The sequence below is a fragment of the Levilactobacillus lanxiensis genome, from assembly GCF_016861655.1.
GTDB classification, from domain to species: domain Bacteria; phylum Bacillota; class Bacilli; order Lactobacillales; family Lactobacillaceae; genus Levilactobacillus; species Levilactobacillus lanxiensis.
The window spans coordinates 1-15,069 of the sequence record NZ_BOLN01000010.1 but is presented as its reverse complement, the minus strand read 5'-3'; the positions used below and the strand labels follow the sequence as shown (position 1 = coordinate 15,069).

Sequence of the window (15,069 nt, the reverse complement as noted above, 5' to 3'; positions counted from 1 at the left end):
TGTGAAACATCCCAAAGAATAGCTAAACGCCCCTATTTTCAGCGAGAATCCATGCTGAGAATGGGGGTGTTTTTAGGTTAGACGCACTACGGTAAGTTCTAGTGGCCATGGTTGTGGTAAGCTAGGCTAAGTTAGCGAATTACATAGGATTTGCTGCCGAGTGAGCGGTGGCCCAGAAGGGATTGACGAACTAAGATGGACATTCAAGAAGGATTCATGCCGTTTGGCGAGTACCAAACTTATTACCGCGTGGTCGGCGACTTACAGGCCGGGCCAACGCCCTTGTTACTGTTACACGGCGGACCGGGGTCGACGCATAACTATTTTGAAGCGTTTGATCAGTTGGCGGCGCAGACCGGTCGGCCAGTTGTGATGTATGACCAGTTGGGCTGTGGGCGGTCTTCTATGCCAGTGGACGACAGCCTGTGGCAGGCACCAACTTGGATGGCAGAATTGCAGGCGTTACGGGACTACTTGGGGCTGAAACGCGTCCACTTGCTCGGCCAATCTTGGGGTGGCATGCTGGCCATTATTTACCTGTGTGACCACCAGCCAGCAGGAATTCAGAGCCTGATTCTAGCCAGTACACTCTCTTCGGCCAAGCTCTGGCAACAGGAACAGCACCGGATGATTCGGTTCATGGCTTCAGCGGACCAGACGGCAATCGCCCAAGCCGAGGTCAGTGGCAATTACACGGTGCCGGCATATTTGGCGGCGAATGAGCGGTACATGCTGGCCCATGCAGCTGGGCCCGTGACGGCCAAGTCCCCCGAATTCTTGCGGCGGCCTAAGCGTTCTGGTACCGCGGCCTACAACGTGGCCTGGGGCCCGAACGAGTATTGCCCAACTGGGACGCTACAGGCTTATGATTACACGGACAAACTGGCGGAAATCACCACGCCAACACTAGTGACCAGCGGCACCAACGATTTGAGCACGCCACTAGTTGCCAAGACAATGGTCGATCACCTGCCGCATGCAGAGTGGTCGCTGTTTGCCCACAGTCGGCACATGGCCTTCATTGACGAGCCGACTGCTTATTTTGAACGGTTGACGCGGTGGTTGGCGGCCCATGATTAGGTGTGTGGTTAGTTAAGTAAGCGAGAACCTTCGGAATATTTCGGTCCCTTTCGGTATCATTTAGGCCGATATGATATCAAACGAGTCATAAAAAACGCATTGTCCGCCGTATTAAGTGGACAATGCGTTTTTGAATGGCTTATTTGCCAGGGTTGAAGTTAACGATTGTAAATGGTTTGGCTGAACGGTAAATAGCGTGTTTCTGCTTGGCGTGGGTGTAGACAACCAAACTGTGTTTGCCGAGAACATCAGGGTACCAGAGCAAAGCCTGCTTGTGTTTATACGTTGCTGGCCGGAGTATACCTGATTTGAAATCTTCGGTGCTAGGAAGATAATATTGGTAACGATACCAGCCATGCGTGACAGTTCTAAAGTCGACGCGGCCAGCTTGGAACGATTTTTTGGCTAACTTGATGGTTTGCCGTTTATGAGTCTTAGTGGTTTCAATTACGGCCGTTTTGGTAAAGGTTAGTTTGACGTTCTTCTTGAGCTTCTTGTTATAGGCGTACCAGGTGCCACGAACGGACTTAGGAACTTGGTGTTTAAGCTTCATCTTTGGCGTAAAGACACCGTAAAGGTTAATCGTTTTGGCCTGAGCTGGTGCCGGTTGGCCAACTACCAGTAGCCCGAGTGCGGTGGCCAGCGTTAAAGCGATGGGTGCAAGTTTTTTCGTCAATTGCCCCTGAATGAATTCAGAGGCTTGTCGCTCACGTGTCTTGCGACACAGTAGTCTAACATGCCCATTAAGCACTCCTACTCGTAGTGGCAACATCATCGGGTAATTGACAGCTACCCGTTTAACTGCCAGGTTTACCCAGCAGTTGTTAGCTTCTTAATCTTTGGGTGCTTGACACCGTTCAACCAGTCTTGCCCAAGCATTGCAATATTCATGGCTCCTAATCGGTCATCATTACAACGATACTGGCATTGTTTACACCAATATTCGTGAGTATCGTGATGCCGGTTGGTTTTCTCAACCAGCCCACACTTGGGACAGCGTTGTGAGGTGAATGCTGGACTCACTTTCAAAACAGTACTTTGAATAGCCTGAGTCTTATACGTTAAGAAAGATTCCAGCTGAAAGAATGCCCACGAACGATGACTATTGCGTAGAGATTTAGGCAGGTCATCGGTGTTAAACGTCACATTAGTTAAGTCTTCCAAAACAAAAAGTGTATGCGACCCATATGCCGCAACGAGTGTCTTAGCTAACCAATGATTCATATCGGTCATCTAACGGTTCTCTCGTTGCGCTAGGCGTTTCAGCTTCTTCTTGGCAGATTTAGTTCCCTTACTTTGTAATTGCCGACGGATTTCTAAGAAATTCTTCCGCTTACGTAAAATTTTTTGACCGTCAAAGAATAGCGTCTTCCCTTCACTATCAAAAGTAGTCGCTAGAAAGCGCAGACCACGGTCAATACCCACAATTTGAGGGCTATCCTTGGGATTGAAATCACTAGTTTCCTTTGTGATACCAATATGTAAAAACCACTTACCCTGGGTGTGGACCAGCTTAGCGGTACCCAGTTTCCAGTCGTCGGTGAAGTACTTCTCGAATCCTTTATCAGTGAACCCCAGTTTAGTTCGTTTACCTAGAGTGGTGATTGAGATCTGTTGCATCTTGTCTACAAAAGAGTAATTACTCTGACGTACCAAGTCTGCTTGTGGCCGATGAAACTGAATGGGGTTCACCAGCCAGTTCAGGTCTCTAAGAACTTGAACCCACTTTTATTCTTCGTTCTGGTAACGGTAAGGATGCTGCTTCATTTGTTCTCGGACGGTCTTGTAGAGAGCCACAACTGTCCGAAAAACAGATTGGACCATCTGACTGTTGAGCGGTGACTCTTGCCGAAGCTGTTTGTACAGCTGGTGATTTATTTTTAACCAACTTAACTGAAACTCATGGTCAAAAATCCATTGACTGACAATATTAGCTAATCGCTGATATTCTTGACTCATTGCAAGAAATTGATCTGCTTGATTCGTGTCCGGATAGAGTCTCAGCTTAATTGTCCGCCCTAATTCAACCAATGGATACCTCCCCTGAAGATTGGGCTAAGTATACCATATTTAGTCTCCTAGGGGAACGTATGTTTCAAAAAACATTAAGTTCTGGCATTCATCCCGCGATTAAAATCGCGGGTTTTCTGCCTGGTTTTTAATAAATAAACTGCCTCCTAAATATGTAGGTAATGCGAAATGTCTGACAGTTTAACTATAGCGGTGTGGGGTAGAATTTTCCAGGGTGGATAGTAAGGCATTCTACTACAAGGAGTAAAGGTTAAGACTGCCAAATGAAAAACCAGCAACGGCCAGTATTCGGCGTTGCTGGTTTATTTAGGTATTGCGTTAAATTTGCCGGTTACTCCTCGTTGACCTTGCCCATTTTCCGTAGGCTTGGAATCGTGAGCATGACCGTGAAACTGATGATGTAGAGTACGGACAGGAAGCCCATGACGACGGTCAGCGTGTAGTGATCCATCAGGAAGCCAATCACGACTGAGGAGAAGCCTCCAACTGCCCGGCCGACGTTAACGATGACGTTGTTGGCCGTTGAACGAATTTCCGTGGGGTAGAGTCGGCTGATGACCGCGCCGTAGCCACCAAACATGCCGTTGGAGAAGAAGCCGATGATGGCGCCGGCCAGAATCAGGGTCAGTTGGTTAAAGGCTAGGGTGATGCTGAAGACGGCGATGGCGGAGGCAATCAGGAAAATCCCAAATGCCCGCCGGGGACCGAAGTAATCGAGAATGGACCCGAACGTCATCATCCCAACGCTCATGCCGAGGATGGTGGCAATCATCCAGACAGAAGAGCCTGAGACCGTTAAGCCTAATTTTTGTTGCATAATGGCTGGCAACCAGTTCATCAGACCAAAGTAGCCGGCAATCTGCACGATGACCATGACCATTAAGGCCAGTGTTTGGTAGGCCAGTTGCGGCGTCTTGAACAGGGCACGAATCTGAACCGGTTTGCGTTCGGACTTGGGTGCCCGTTGTTCGGCCAAAAATTCATCACTTTCTCGTAGGTGACGCCGGATGAAGTAGGTCAAAGCGACTGGAACCAGGCCGAGGACGAACAGGGCCTTCCAACCCAGCGTCGGAATAATCATGGCGGCGGCAACCGCGGCGAGAATGGCGCCCATCTGTCCGCCAATGGCGGCAATCGAGGTCATCTTCCCAATCTTGTTACGCGAGAAGCTCTCGGCAATCAGCGTGATGCCGACACCATACTCCCCACCGGCCCCAACACCGGCTAGAAACCGGAAGATGTAGATCCAGGTGATGTTGCTAGCGAAGGCCATGGCGGCCGTTGCGAAGGCAAAGATGAAGATGGTGTGCGAGAAGATGCGGACCCGGCCGTAGCGGTCGGCCAAAATGCCGAACAAAACGCCACCCGCCAGCATGCCCAGGTTGGTAATCGATGAGATCAACCCGGCTTGGGCACCGCTGATGTGTAGATCAGCGATGATTGAGGATAGGGCAAAGGATAAAAACATGACGTCCATATTTTCCAAGGCGAATCCTGCTGAGGTTGAGGCAATCGTCCACTTCTGGTGCTTACTGAGCGCGTGGTTCTGCGTCGTGGTTTCCATATATTCAGTTCCTCCAAAATGAATGTTCACTGACATTCGTTATTTTTGCCGGTTACCCGGGCGTTGGCAATATTATGGCATGCCCGTCAGAAAAAAGCAACCGTTAATCCTGATATTAAATTAATTATACGGGTTTAACGATTGCTAAATAATTAGAAAGAAAAATTATTTTTGAACATAGATAGGTGAAAATTTATTTTCTCAGGTAAACCGTCTAACCTGAAATTTACGGTTGACGGTCGGTGATTTATCAGCTAAACTCATTACAAATAACAGTTAACTTAGCCCTGTGAGACTAAAACGACGAACGGTATGCCCCCCAGAAACGCTGGCAGTGGGCCTAAATCCGGCTAGTCCAACACAGGGCTAGCCGGATTTTTTCTGGAGAAAGGAACAAGACATGCGACCAGTCATTGTGGCATTAGATTTTGAAAATCAGCAGGTCGTCACCGACTTTTTAGATCAATTTCCAGAATCGGAACCGGTGATGGTCAAGGTGGGGATGGAATTGTTCTATGAAGCAGGTCCTAGTATTTTACGAACATTACGTGAACGGGGCCTCCAGATTTTCCTTGATTTGAAACTCTACGATATTCCCCATACCGTTGAACAAGCCATGCGCCAACTGGGCCGACAGGGCGTGGCCATGGTCACGGTTCATGCGGCCGGTGGCGCGGCGATGTTGGCGGCAGCACGTCGCGGTTTGGACCAGGGGAGTCAAGCCGTCGGGGTAGCGCCAGCCAAGTTATTAGCCATCACCCAACTGACCTCGACCACCGAAGCTCAAATGCAGGCTGAACAGCTGGTGACCGCGGACCTGCCAACGACCGTTGCGCACCTGGCCCAACTCGCTCAAACAAATGGGGCGGATGGCGTAATCTCTTCGGCACTGGAAGATCCGGCGATTCACGCGGCGACGAGCCCGGACTTTCTCTGTATCAATCCTGGCATTCGGTTAGCCACCGACGCAGCCAATGATCAAAAACGAGTGGTCACGCCAGCTAGAGCGGCTGCTCTGGGCAGCAATGGTTTGGTCGTGGGCCGGTCCATTACCCAGGCAGCGGACCCGGTCGCGGCGTATCACCAAGTCTTAACGGAATGGGAGCGAGGAAAATGATGACTTTAACAGATAAAATTGCAGCGGACCTCTTACATATCGGTGCGGTGACCCTGGCGCCCAACGACCCATTCCTGTGGGCGAGTGGCATGCAGGCGCCCATTTACACGGATAACCGGCAGACGATTGCCTACCCGGAAGTTCGCGCGGCGATTGCGGATGGCCTAGCGGCGCTGATTCAGGAAAAATACCCGGCGGCGACCGTCATTGGTGGTGTGGCAACGGCAGGGATTCCGCATGCAGCTCTGGTTGCCGACCGGTTGGACTTACCGATGAATTATGTGCGGTCAAAACCCAAGGACCATGGACGGGGCAAACAAATCGAAGGCCAGCTAACACCGACAGACCAAGTCGTCTTAATCGATGACTTAATCTCGACCGGGGGTAGCGTGTTGGCCGCAGCCAAGGCGGTTCAAGCCACCGGCGCCACGGTTCTGGGCGTTGTGGCAATCTTCTCCTACGAGTTGCCCGACAGTGTCGTGAACTTTCAAGCGGCCGGCTTGACCCTGACGCCCCTGACCACGTACAGCGCGTTGATCGACGAGGCCCGGTCCGAGGGTGATATGACCCCGGCCGAGTTTGCCTCGCTTCAACAGTGGCGCGAGGACCCGTGGGGCTGGCCCGGCAACTAATGTTTCACATGAAACAGCTAAAAAAGTCTAAACGAAAAGCAGTGATTTGCCCTAACTAGCGGGTAAATCACTGCTTTTTTAGGCCAATTAGGCCGCTGCTTTAATCAGTTTTAAAGGGTCTTTCCACGAATGCGCGTGGGGATTCTGCCAGTCATTTTGGGCACTGACCCAACTCTTGTGGTTGGTGACGCCCAGGTGCAGATGGCCGGTCGCTTGGGTCGCAATGACCTGACCGACCTTGACCGTATCGCCGACGTGCACGGTGTGGGTCGGGTGATCCATCGCAAATTCTTGGTAGATCACCTGGTCCCCGTTTGACGTCTCGGTGACCACGACGTCCTTGCCCAGTCCTAAAGGATAAGCGTCGGTCACGCCGCGCTTGGTGGGGTTACCCACGAAGATAACTTCACCAGCGTGGACGGCGCGAATTTTACTGCCAACCCCCGCGTTGAAGTCCACGCCGTCATGCCACGGGGAGTCCGCTAGGTCGCGGTCGCCGAAGGTTGAGGTGACGTGTTGACCACCCGTGTAGGGCCAGCCCCACTCAGCCGTTTGCTTGGCTGGTTGGGTGGTTTCCGCTGCCTTAGGCGTTGTGCTGGCTGCCGCCGTGGTTGCGGTGGTGAGGGCTAACTTATGGGTTGGCTTTTCACTAGCCGCAGTCGCCTTTGCTGGGAAATAAGCGACCCGCTTCGGTTGACTGGTTGCCAGCTCGGTTGGCGTATTGGCAATCGTTAGGGTTTCCGCTTCCGCCGTGCGGTCAGCGAAGAGGGGCAGGGTCAAGAGGACGCCTAACAATAGAAGGAGCGGAATGGCCCCCACGAGTAATTGACGTTGATAGCGATTTTTTAATGAACGTAAATGATTATATTTTTGATTCAGAGACGACATTGTTTTGGGGACCACCTTTTTTCCGTAATAGAAAGATTGTACCAGTGTTTTGCGGTTTATGCATTAAGAAATTGTGAAGATTTTGATTGGCACGGGGACACCAAGCTTAGAATTAGACGGTTAAAGACTGGTTAATTGGGGATTCTTTAGGACGTGTGAATAGTTGTCTTGAAGGTAAAAATAGTCAAAATAAACGGACCAACCGGTGTGATTTTACCCCGATTGATCCGTTTTTTGCCTAAATTTCTGAAATATCCATCTCATTAATTCTTCCGTGTCGCCGTGCGTAGAACAGAATGCCCATCGCCGAAAAGGCTAAGGCAATGACGAGCAAGACCAACATGTCGGGAATCGCTGAGTTGCCAATCATCAGCGTTTCTCGCAGTCCCGCGACCGAGTAGCTCATCGGCAGGTACGGGTGGATGGCCTGGAAGAAGCCGTTGGTCATCTGTAGCGGGTAGGTGCCGGCCGAGCCGCCGAGCTGGAGCACCAGGAGCACCATGCTGAAGAAGGCGCCAGGCTTGCCGAGGGTCAGATTTAGCCAGTAGACGATGCTCATGAAGGCCGCCCCGGTGACCAGGAGCATCAGCAGGGTTGCCCACGGATGAATCGGATTCAGGCCGTCGATGACCGCAAGTAGGCCGGTCATGAAGAGCGCTTCACCGAGCACGAAGGCACTCATGATAGAGGCCTTACCCAGCCACCAACGCCAGCCACTCCGCGGATATTTCCGGGGCGTGTACATATCAAACATCAGATTAAATGCCAGCGCACCCACGAAGAGGGAAACGGACATCATGTAGGGGGCCATGCCCGTGCCGTTGTCTGGCGCATCGTCGTGATCGGTGTGCGTGGTCGTGGTCGGCTGGGCAAATTGGCGGTAGGTCAACTGAGACGGGTGCACCGTAGCCCGCTGCCCCGCCTGATTCAGCGAGGTGGCTAGCTTGGTGGTGCCGGCCCGAACTGTCGCTGCACCGCTGGCCGCCCGAGTGGCTCCCGTGACCAATTTGTCAGCACCGGTCGTGACCTGGTCCGTGCCCGTGGTGGCGGTCTGCAGGCCGGTAGTCAGTTGCGGACCACTGGTTGCCAGGGTGGTGAGCCCGGTCGTCAGGTTCGTGGCCCCGTCGGCAAGTTGGGTGACGCCCTGAGTGAGTTGTGGCGTCTGCCCGTTCAGACTGGCGAGACCATTGGCGAGTGTTGTGGCGCCCGTGGTCAGGCTAGCGTTCTTGGCGGTTAACTGATGAGTTCCGGTCGCTAGTTGGGTGCTCCCGGTGGCAAGCTGGTGGGTGCCGCTGGTCAGTTGGCTACCCTGAGTTGTGAGTTGCGCCGTCCCACTGGCGAGTTGTGTGGCACCATTGGTGAGTTTTGTAACGCCACCGGTCAGGGATGGTGTGCTGGCATGTAGCGTTTGTAGACCCGTGGTGAGCGTTGTTAGCGCCTGATTTGCTTGTTGCAGACCGCTAGTCAGCGTATGCGCGTTGGTCGTCAGGGCGGTGAGGCCACTGCTGAGCTTAGATTGTGCGCTGGCGGCCGCAGTCAGACTGGCTTGTAGGTCATCGAGGGTGCTGGCTTGGGACCCGAGGCTGTCGAGGTCGTTACCGAGTTGTTTGGCGGCGGTCTGAACGGCGGTGAGAGCGGTGTTGTTATTGGTGTCGCTGACGGCCTTGACCATGGCAGCCTTCTGGGTGGCGGTCAAGTTTTGCGCATCGGCCGCTGCGGCCACCTTGTGTTGCAGTGCCGTGTTATCATCGGCGCTGGCAAGGGTCGTGAGCGCCGTCTGGAGGGCGGTTGCATCGGCTTTAACGGCGGTAGTGCTCTGAGAACTGCTGGTTAATTTGCTAACGGCGTTTTTTAACGCGGCCTGCTGGCTTTGCGAACTGCTGAGGCCAGTTTGGACCTGTTTGAGTCCATCAGCCAGGGCGGTACTCCCAGTAGTCAGTTTGGCAAAATTCGTGCCGAGGGTCTGGCTACCAGTCGCCAGTTGGTCGACGCTGTTGCTGAGTTGTTGGGCACTACCGTTCAACGTGGTTAGGTGACGGCTGAGGTTTTGGGCGCCGGTATTAACGGTTGTGACGCCGTTCACGTATCGGCTGGTGCCAGTCTGAACGCTGTGACTGCCGCTGGCCAGCTGTTCTGCCGCAGCGTTAATGTGGTTAGCGCCTGCGGTGTAGGCAGTTACGCCGCTACGGAGTTGCTGACCACCACTGGCAAGTTGCTGACTGGCGGTAATCAGGCGATGGGATTGGCTTAACAGCTGGTCAAGGCCAGTCGTCAGCTGTTGGCTGCCAGCTTGAGCCTGCTTGACGCCCGTGACGTACTGACTAAGCTTGCTGGTTAGGGTGTGCTCGCCGTTCGTTAGTTTGACGGAACTGGCGGCGAGGGTGTTAAGTCCCTGGGCAATCTGGTGGTCGGCGGCGGTCAATTTTTGACTACCCGTCGCGAGCTTGTGGCTTCCCGTGCCCGCGGTGGTCAGGCCGTGGCCCAGACGTTGAATATTGGTAAATAGCGTTCGAGCGTAGGTCCGCGTCACTTGAGCGCCCACGGCCTGTGCGGCGGACTGGGCAGCTGAGGCCGTCATTTTAGCAGCCGTAAAATTGTGGCCGGCACTGGTTTGGTAGTGGAGCACCATCTGGCGGGGCGTCTTAGCCATTAACGTGGTCGCGTTGTGGGAAAAATTGTGAGGAATCGTCACAATCATGTAGTACTTTCCGGTGGTCAGGCCATGTTGCGCGGTGGCCTCACTGGTGACGGGCGTGAATTTCATGGCATCGGATGTCTTGAGATTCTGAGTCAGGTCGTGCCCCGTCGTCAAACGTTTCCCCTGATAGCTGACGGGCTGGTCCTGATTGACCACGGCCACGGGGAGGTCGGCAAGCTTGCCGTACGGGTCCCACATCGATTTCAAAAAAGTTACGGCGTAGATGGACGGAATCAACATGATGACCACCAACACCACCAATAGTAATTTGTGCTTAAATAAATATCGCCATTCTGCGTGAATCATCGGCGACGCCCCCAATCTGTGGTATCCTGTGGGCAAGGATATGCCTCACATGTGGCTAAAGGATACCGAGTCGGCCGGGAGTCGTCCACAACAGATGGGACCACTCTGTGGATTAAGCCGCACTTTCGCCACAACTGGGGTCTAACGGGAGGGATTCGATGACGGATAGGCGAGTTGTGAGAACTAACCAGGCGCTGCGGGCGGCCTTCAGAAAGCTGGCGCAGCAGTATCGGTTTCGTGAAATTACGGTCCAACAGCTGACGGCGGAGGCCAATATTAACCGCAAAACTTTTTACCTACATTTTGACTCGATTGATGATTTAGCGGATAGCTTTACCGCGGAAATTGCTGATCAATTGTTGGGACTGCTCTTGCGGGAGCCCGCCAACCATGATCCCTTCCAACACCCGGGCGTTTGGTTCGATCGGCTGAGTGCGTACTTTGATGAGGCACCGACATTTTATACGTTTATTTTGACGTCGGACGACTACAGTTTTCTGTCACGGCGGGTCAAGCACCGGGTAGCGGCGGGGTTGGCGGCCGATTTTCAACAGGATTATCAGCTGAGCGCGACCGATGCCAAATTAGGCGTGAATTTCTTGATTGATAGCACGCTGACCCTCTTTCGGCTGTACATCACCAAGCAATTAGGCATCTCGAAGGCGGAATTCCGCCAGCGAATGGTGACGCTGAACCTAAAGGGGATGCAGGGGTTCTTGGCGTTGACCGGGGGCAAGTAGACGGATGGTCAAGCTTGGGGAAACCACTTTACTATCGCAGGTCTGTTGACAGCTAGTCGGCGATTGCCGCAGTATACTGGCAGCAATCAAGGGGGATGAGCGTATGACTTCCAAGTTTATGACAGCCCACGCAAGGGCTTGGCACTTCGGGTTAGCTGTTGGCATTGTCATCTTGGGTATCGTGGGGATTTATTTAGCGCGGGAACAGGTGGCTCAGATCATCGGCGAAAGCGTTAAGGGGTACTTAGTAGGTAGTCGTTGAAATTTTTTTAACCAATCATTTGGCAAACGAAAGAGGCCGTGGGCAAGTTGTCCATGACCTCAATTTTTTTTATTTTTGATAGATGAAAACTAAGGACGTTGCGGTCGACCGGTCTGGCGCAAAGGCCCAGTCGGGATGGTCAAAGGCGGTGACGTCGGCCGCGGTCTGGGCATTGTGTTCCGCCAGGTACCGGACCATTTCGCCGCGGGCCATCTTGGCGAGGGTCGCCTTGGTCACCAGTTTGCCATTGACCAAGCTGCCAAAGACCACGGTGATTAGCTGCTCGGGGTGTTGGAGGTAGGGCGTGATGGTCTTGGCGTATTCCTGCGAGGCCAGATTGATGATAGGCTCCGAGTCAGTAACCAGCGCGTGATACAGGCGGTCGCCCCAGAAATCGTACAGGTTGTGGGCGCCCGCAACCTGGAGCTTCGATTGCATTTCCAAACGGTAGGGCACGACGCCATCAAATGGACGCAGAATGCCGTAAAATCCAGAGAGGATGCGCAGATTGTCGCGGACGTAGGCCAGTGCCGGTGCGGTGAAGAGGTCGGGGGCCATGTATTGGTATTGAATTCCCGAGAAAGCCAAGAGAGCGGGCGTCAACTGGCGGTTTAGGTCGAGCTCCTGGAGCCACTGATAGTTGGGACGCGCCAGCTTGTCGCTACAGTGCCACAGGGCCTTGGCCGTGGGGTAGTCGAGTTGCCGGAGCTGGTCCAAAATCTCTTGGGTTTGCGCCAAGTACTGGGGGAGTGCGTCAATCCCAAAGGTATCGGGGTCGACGACCATCTTCTTGGCGGGAGCGATGATGATTTTCATGGGGAACCTTCTTTCAAAACGGGATTAGCCAGTGATTGATTACTGATAGTAAGTATACCGCAGTGAATCACCTATCTGACGTCATATTCAGCATTACGCTTTGCGTGAGCGATAAAGTCTTGGACTAATTTTTCATTGCTGGTGAAGTGGTCGGTGTAGAAGCGTTCATCCTGTTCGTTGTAACGGGCGAGTAGGGTATCGGCATCCGTGTTTGTAATAGCTTAGAAAAATCGCTGAAAATAGGGCGATGTTGTCGTTATTTTGGTTATCACACGTGGTCTTGATTGCCGCGTTGTCGGTCAATTTGAGTCATGAATTTAACTGTTTTATTAAAAACTAAGCAGAAAACCTGCGATTTTAATCGCGGGATGAATGCCAGAACTTAATAATTTTTCTTGAAACATACGTTCCCCTAGAAAGCCGAATATGGTATACTAAATCCAATCTACAGGGGAGGTATCCATTGGTTAAATTAGGGCGGACAATTAAGCTGAGACTCTATCTAGACACGAATCAAGCAGAACAATTTTTGGCAATGAGCCAGGAATATCAACGTGTAGCTAATATTGTTAGTCAATGGATTTTTGACCACGAGTTTCAGCTAAGTTGGTTAAAAATCAATCACCATCTGTACAAAATATTTAGACAAGAATCACCGCTCAACAGTCAGATGGTCCAATCTGTCTTTCGGACAGTGGTGGCTCGCTACAAGACAGTTCAAGAACAGATGAAACAGCATCCTTACTGTTACAAGAACGAAGAAGATAAATGGGTTCAAGTTCCTAGAGACCTGAACTGGTTGGTGACCCCCATCCAATTTCGACGACCACAAGCAGACTTGGTACGTCAGAGTAACTATTCTTTCGTAAATAGCATGCAACAGATCTCGATAACCACTCTAGGTAAACGGACTAAGTTGGGATTTACCAGCAAAGGATTTGAAAAATATTTTACCGAGGATTGGAAACTAGGTACCGCTAAGTTGGTCCACAATCGGGGTAAGTGGTTTTTACATATTGGCATCACAAAGGAAACTAGTGATTTCAATCCCAAGGATAACCCGCAAATTGTAGGTGTTGACCGTGGTCTGCGCTTTCTTGCAACCGCTTTTGATAGTGAAGGAAAAACACTATTCTTTGATGGCCAAAAAATCTTACTTAAGCGGAAGAAGTTCTTAGAGATCCGTCGGCAATTACAAAGCAAAGGTACCAAGTCTACCAAGAAAAAGCTGAAGCAACTGGCTCAACGAGAGAACCGCTGGATGACCGATGTGAATCATTGGCTAGCTAAGACACTCGTTGCGGCATATGGGTCGCATACACTTTTTGTTTTGGAAGACTTAACCAATGTGACGTTTAACACCGATGACCTGCCTAAATCTCTACGCAATAGTCATCGTTCGTGGGCATTTTTTCAGCTAGAATCTTTCTTAACGTATAAGGCTCAGGCTATTCAAAGTACTGTTTTGAAAGTGAGTCCAGCATTCACCTCACAGAGATGCCCCAAGTGCGGGCTAGTTGAGAAAAACAACCGGCATCACGATACTCACGAGTATTGGTGTGCCCAATGCCAATATCGTTGTAACGATGACCGATTAGGAGCCATGAATATTGCGATGCTTGGGCAAGACTGGTTGAATGGTGTTAAACGGCCAAAGATTAAGAAATTAACGACTATTGGGTAGATCCTGATAGTTAAACGGGTAGCCGTCAATTACCCGATGATGTTGCCACTACGAGTAGGAGTGCTTAGGCATGTTGGACTACTGTGTCGTCAGACACGTGAGCGACAAGCCTCTGAATTCATTCAGGGGCAATTGACAGCCCGTTGATTGGGAAGTGTTGTCTTAGTAAGTGCAAACATTATCTTTTCATGGAGCATGTCTGACTCTAGGCGCTTGCGCCTTGATTTTAGATTTAATTTCAAAAAAGCAGTCCACATTTGCTCACTTTTCGTTAGCGCTAATTGAGTTAAATGTTTTCAGATTTCATGTTGACTTAACTTTTGAGTTGCCAATTGAACATACGCAATTACAAATAACATTATAATCAAATTGCAGATTACAGATTTAACACTTGAAGGAGATGAAAAAATGAAATTGACTTTTAATAAATTTTTTTATAAAACGTGGGCGTTTTGGCTAAATCTTGGACTTATTATATTAATAATTTGGCCTGTATTTAAAGGTGAAGCCATACAATCAACTATTTCAAATTGGTTAATCTTAGGAATTGGAATTTTGGGAACATTATGCAGTTTAGCAAAATTCCCCCCAAAAAGTGCATAGAAATACACACCCAAGGTTAACTTTCTATGCACATAATCATTTTTCTTAACGATTTTATTTTCGTCACCAACATTGATATTAATCGAACGGGAAAAGCTTAGGTATCGACATTCAAGTTTACTGTGTTGTCAATTGGCCATGATATATTTGCACTAGCTGACTTGCTCAGCTTGATTTTGTTTTAATTAAAATTGACTATGATTAGTTCATTAAAAACGTTTGAAGATTGTTACGTTACTGCTTATTCCAAGCCGTCCCCAGACTATTCGAGACTGTTGACGCAGGTCTGCTGTTGTCATTGGTCAGTGCCTTTGCATTCACAAAGGCGAACATGGAATTTTGTTGAAAATTCAATATCCACAAGGTGACCGCCTGATCGTACAGCACAATTAAATTGTCTCATTGGTTATTAAACACGGGATTGTCAGTAGCTCAAGAAACATCCAATACCTAAGCTGTTACGTATGAATAATACCGGCGAAACTAGTTTTGTTGACTGAATGACAATAAAATGGGTGGATTAGTTGCAAAATCAACCAATTTACGGTTAGCAATCTCTGAATAATTTGTCGCACAAAAAACTCTCTGAGGGTGTCGCTTCGCTCTACCCTCGTAACCATATGGTGAAATGAACCGCCTTTCCCGGTA

General features: G+C 50.6%; 12 protein-coding genes and 1 pseudogene. 7 read left to right on the top strand and 6 right to left on the bottom strand.

Going from position 1 to position 15,069, the window contains the following annotated elements; genetic code table 11:
- The first annotated feature begins 195 nt into the window (after window positions 1–195).
- Complete coding sequence (pepI, locus tag JUF22_RS11640; protein ID WP_203646422.1) at window positions 196–1,080, top strand: proline iminopeptidase; 885 nt, start codon at window positions 196–198, stop codon at window positions 1,078–1,080.
- 139 nt (window positions 1,081–1,219) lie between these two features.
- On the opposite strand, the gene JUF22_RS11635 is transcribed toward pepI, so the two are convergent.
- The 3 genes and pseudogenes from JUF22_RS11635 to JUF22_RS11625 all read right to left on the bottom strand — a co-directional run bounded on the left by JUF22_RS11635 (window position 1,220) and on the right by JUF22_RS11625 (window position 4,675).
- Window positions 1,220–1,756, bottom strand: coding sequence for a hypothetical protein (locus tag JUF22_RS11635; RefSeq protein ID WP_203646420.1), 537 nt, complete (start codon window positions 1,754–1,756; stop codon window positions 1,220–1,222).
- 134 nt (window positions 1,757–1,890) lie between these two features.
- Window positions 1,891–3,111: pseudogene (locus JUF22_RS11630) on the bottom strand (RNA-guided endonuclease InsQ/TnpB family protein).
- A gap of 331 nt (window positions 3,112–3,442) precedes the next feature.
- The gene (locus tag JUF22_RS11625; RefSeq protein WP_203646418.1) at window positions 3,443–4,675 is read right to left on the bottom strand and encodes an MFS transporter; all 1,233 of its coding nucleotides are present in this window, start codon (window positions 4,673–4,675) and stop codon (window positions 3,443–3,445) included.
- A gap of 400 nt (window positions 4,676–5,075) precedes the next feature.
- Here JUF22_RS11625 and pyrF point away from each other — a divergent pair, with 400 nt between their 5' ends.
- Window positions 5,076–5,792, top strand: coding sequence for an orotidine-5'-phosphate decarboxylase (gene pyrF / locus JUF22_RS11620; RefSeq protein ID WP_203646416.1), 717 nt, complete (start codon window positions 5,076–5,078; stop codon window positions 5,790–5,792).
- Window positions 5,789–6,424 carry an orotate phosphoribosyltransferase gene (gene pyrE, locus JUF22_RS11615; protein WP_203646414.1) on the top strand — a complete coding sequence of 212 codons (636 nt, stop codon included), beginning with the start codon at window positions 5,789–5,791 and terminating at the stop codon, window positions 6,422–6,424. Before pyrF ends, pyrE begins: the two co-directional genes overlap by 4 nt.
- A gap of 87 nt (window positions 6,425–6,511) precedes the next feature.
- Here the strand turns inward: pyrE and JUF22_RS11610 are convergent, their stop codons facing one another.
- The gene (locus JUF22_RS11610; protein WP_203646412.1) at window positions 6,512–7,312 is read right to left on the bottom strand and encodes a M23 family metallopeptidase; all 801 of its coding nucleotides are present in this window, start codon (window positions 7,310–7,312) and stop codon (window positions 6,512–6,514) included.
- Window positions 7,313–7,550: 238 nt separating this feature from the next.
- On the bottom strand, window positions 7,551–10,316 hold the full coding sequence (locus tag JUF22_RS11605) for a YhgE/Pip domain-containing protein (RefSeq protein WP_203646411.1): 2,766 nt from the start codon (window positions 10,314–10,316) through the stop codon (window positions 7,551–7,553).
- Between the two features lie 158 nt (window positions 10,317–10,474).
- Between JUF22_RS11605 and JUF22_RS11600 the strand changes: the two genes are divergently transcribed.
- Together JUF22_RS11600 and JUF22_RS11595 are read left to right on the top strand one after the other, a co-directional pair.
- A complete protein-coding gene (locus JUF22_RS11600; RefSeq protein WP_203646409.1) occupies window positions 10,475–11,056 on the top strand; it encodes a TetR/AcrR family transcriptional regulator in 582 nt (193 codons plus the stop codon).
- A gap of 103 nt (window positions 11,057–11,159) precedes the next feature.
- On the top strand, window positions 11,160–11,318 hold the full coding sequence (locus JUF22_RS11595; RefSeq protein WP_203646407.1) for a hypothetical protein: 159 nt from the start codon (window positions 11,160–11,162) through the stop codon (window positions 11,316–11,318).
- 69 nt (window positions 11,319–11,387) lie between these two features.
- On the opposite strand, the gene yaaA is transcribed toward JUF22_RS11595, so the two are convergent.
- On the bottom strand, window positions 11,388–12,134 hold the full coding sequence (gene yaaA, locus JUF22_RS11590) for a peroxide stress protein YaaA (RefSeq protein WP_203646405.1): 747 nt from the start codon (window positions 12,132–12,134) through the stop codon (window positions 11,388–11,390).
- A 463-nt stretch (window positions 12,135–12,597) separates the two neighbouring features.
- On the opposite strand from yaaA, the gene JUF22_RS11585 reads away from it, so the two are divergent.
- Window positions 12,598–13,818, top strand: coding sequence for an RNA-guided endonuclease TnpB family protein (locus tag JUF22_RS11585; protein ID WP_203646403.1), 1,221 nt, complete (start codon window positions 12,598–12,600; stop codon window positions 13,816–13,818).
- Between the two features lie 408 nt (window positions 13,819–14,226).
- Window positions 14,227–14,421: a hypothetical protein gene (locus JUF22_RS11580; RefSeq protein WP_203646401.1), complete on the top strand. Its 195-nt coding sequence runs from the start codon at window positions 14,227–14,229 to the stop codon at window positions 14,419–14,421.
- The last annotated feature ends 648 nt before the right edge of the window (window positions 14,422–15,069 follow it).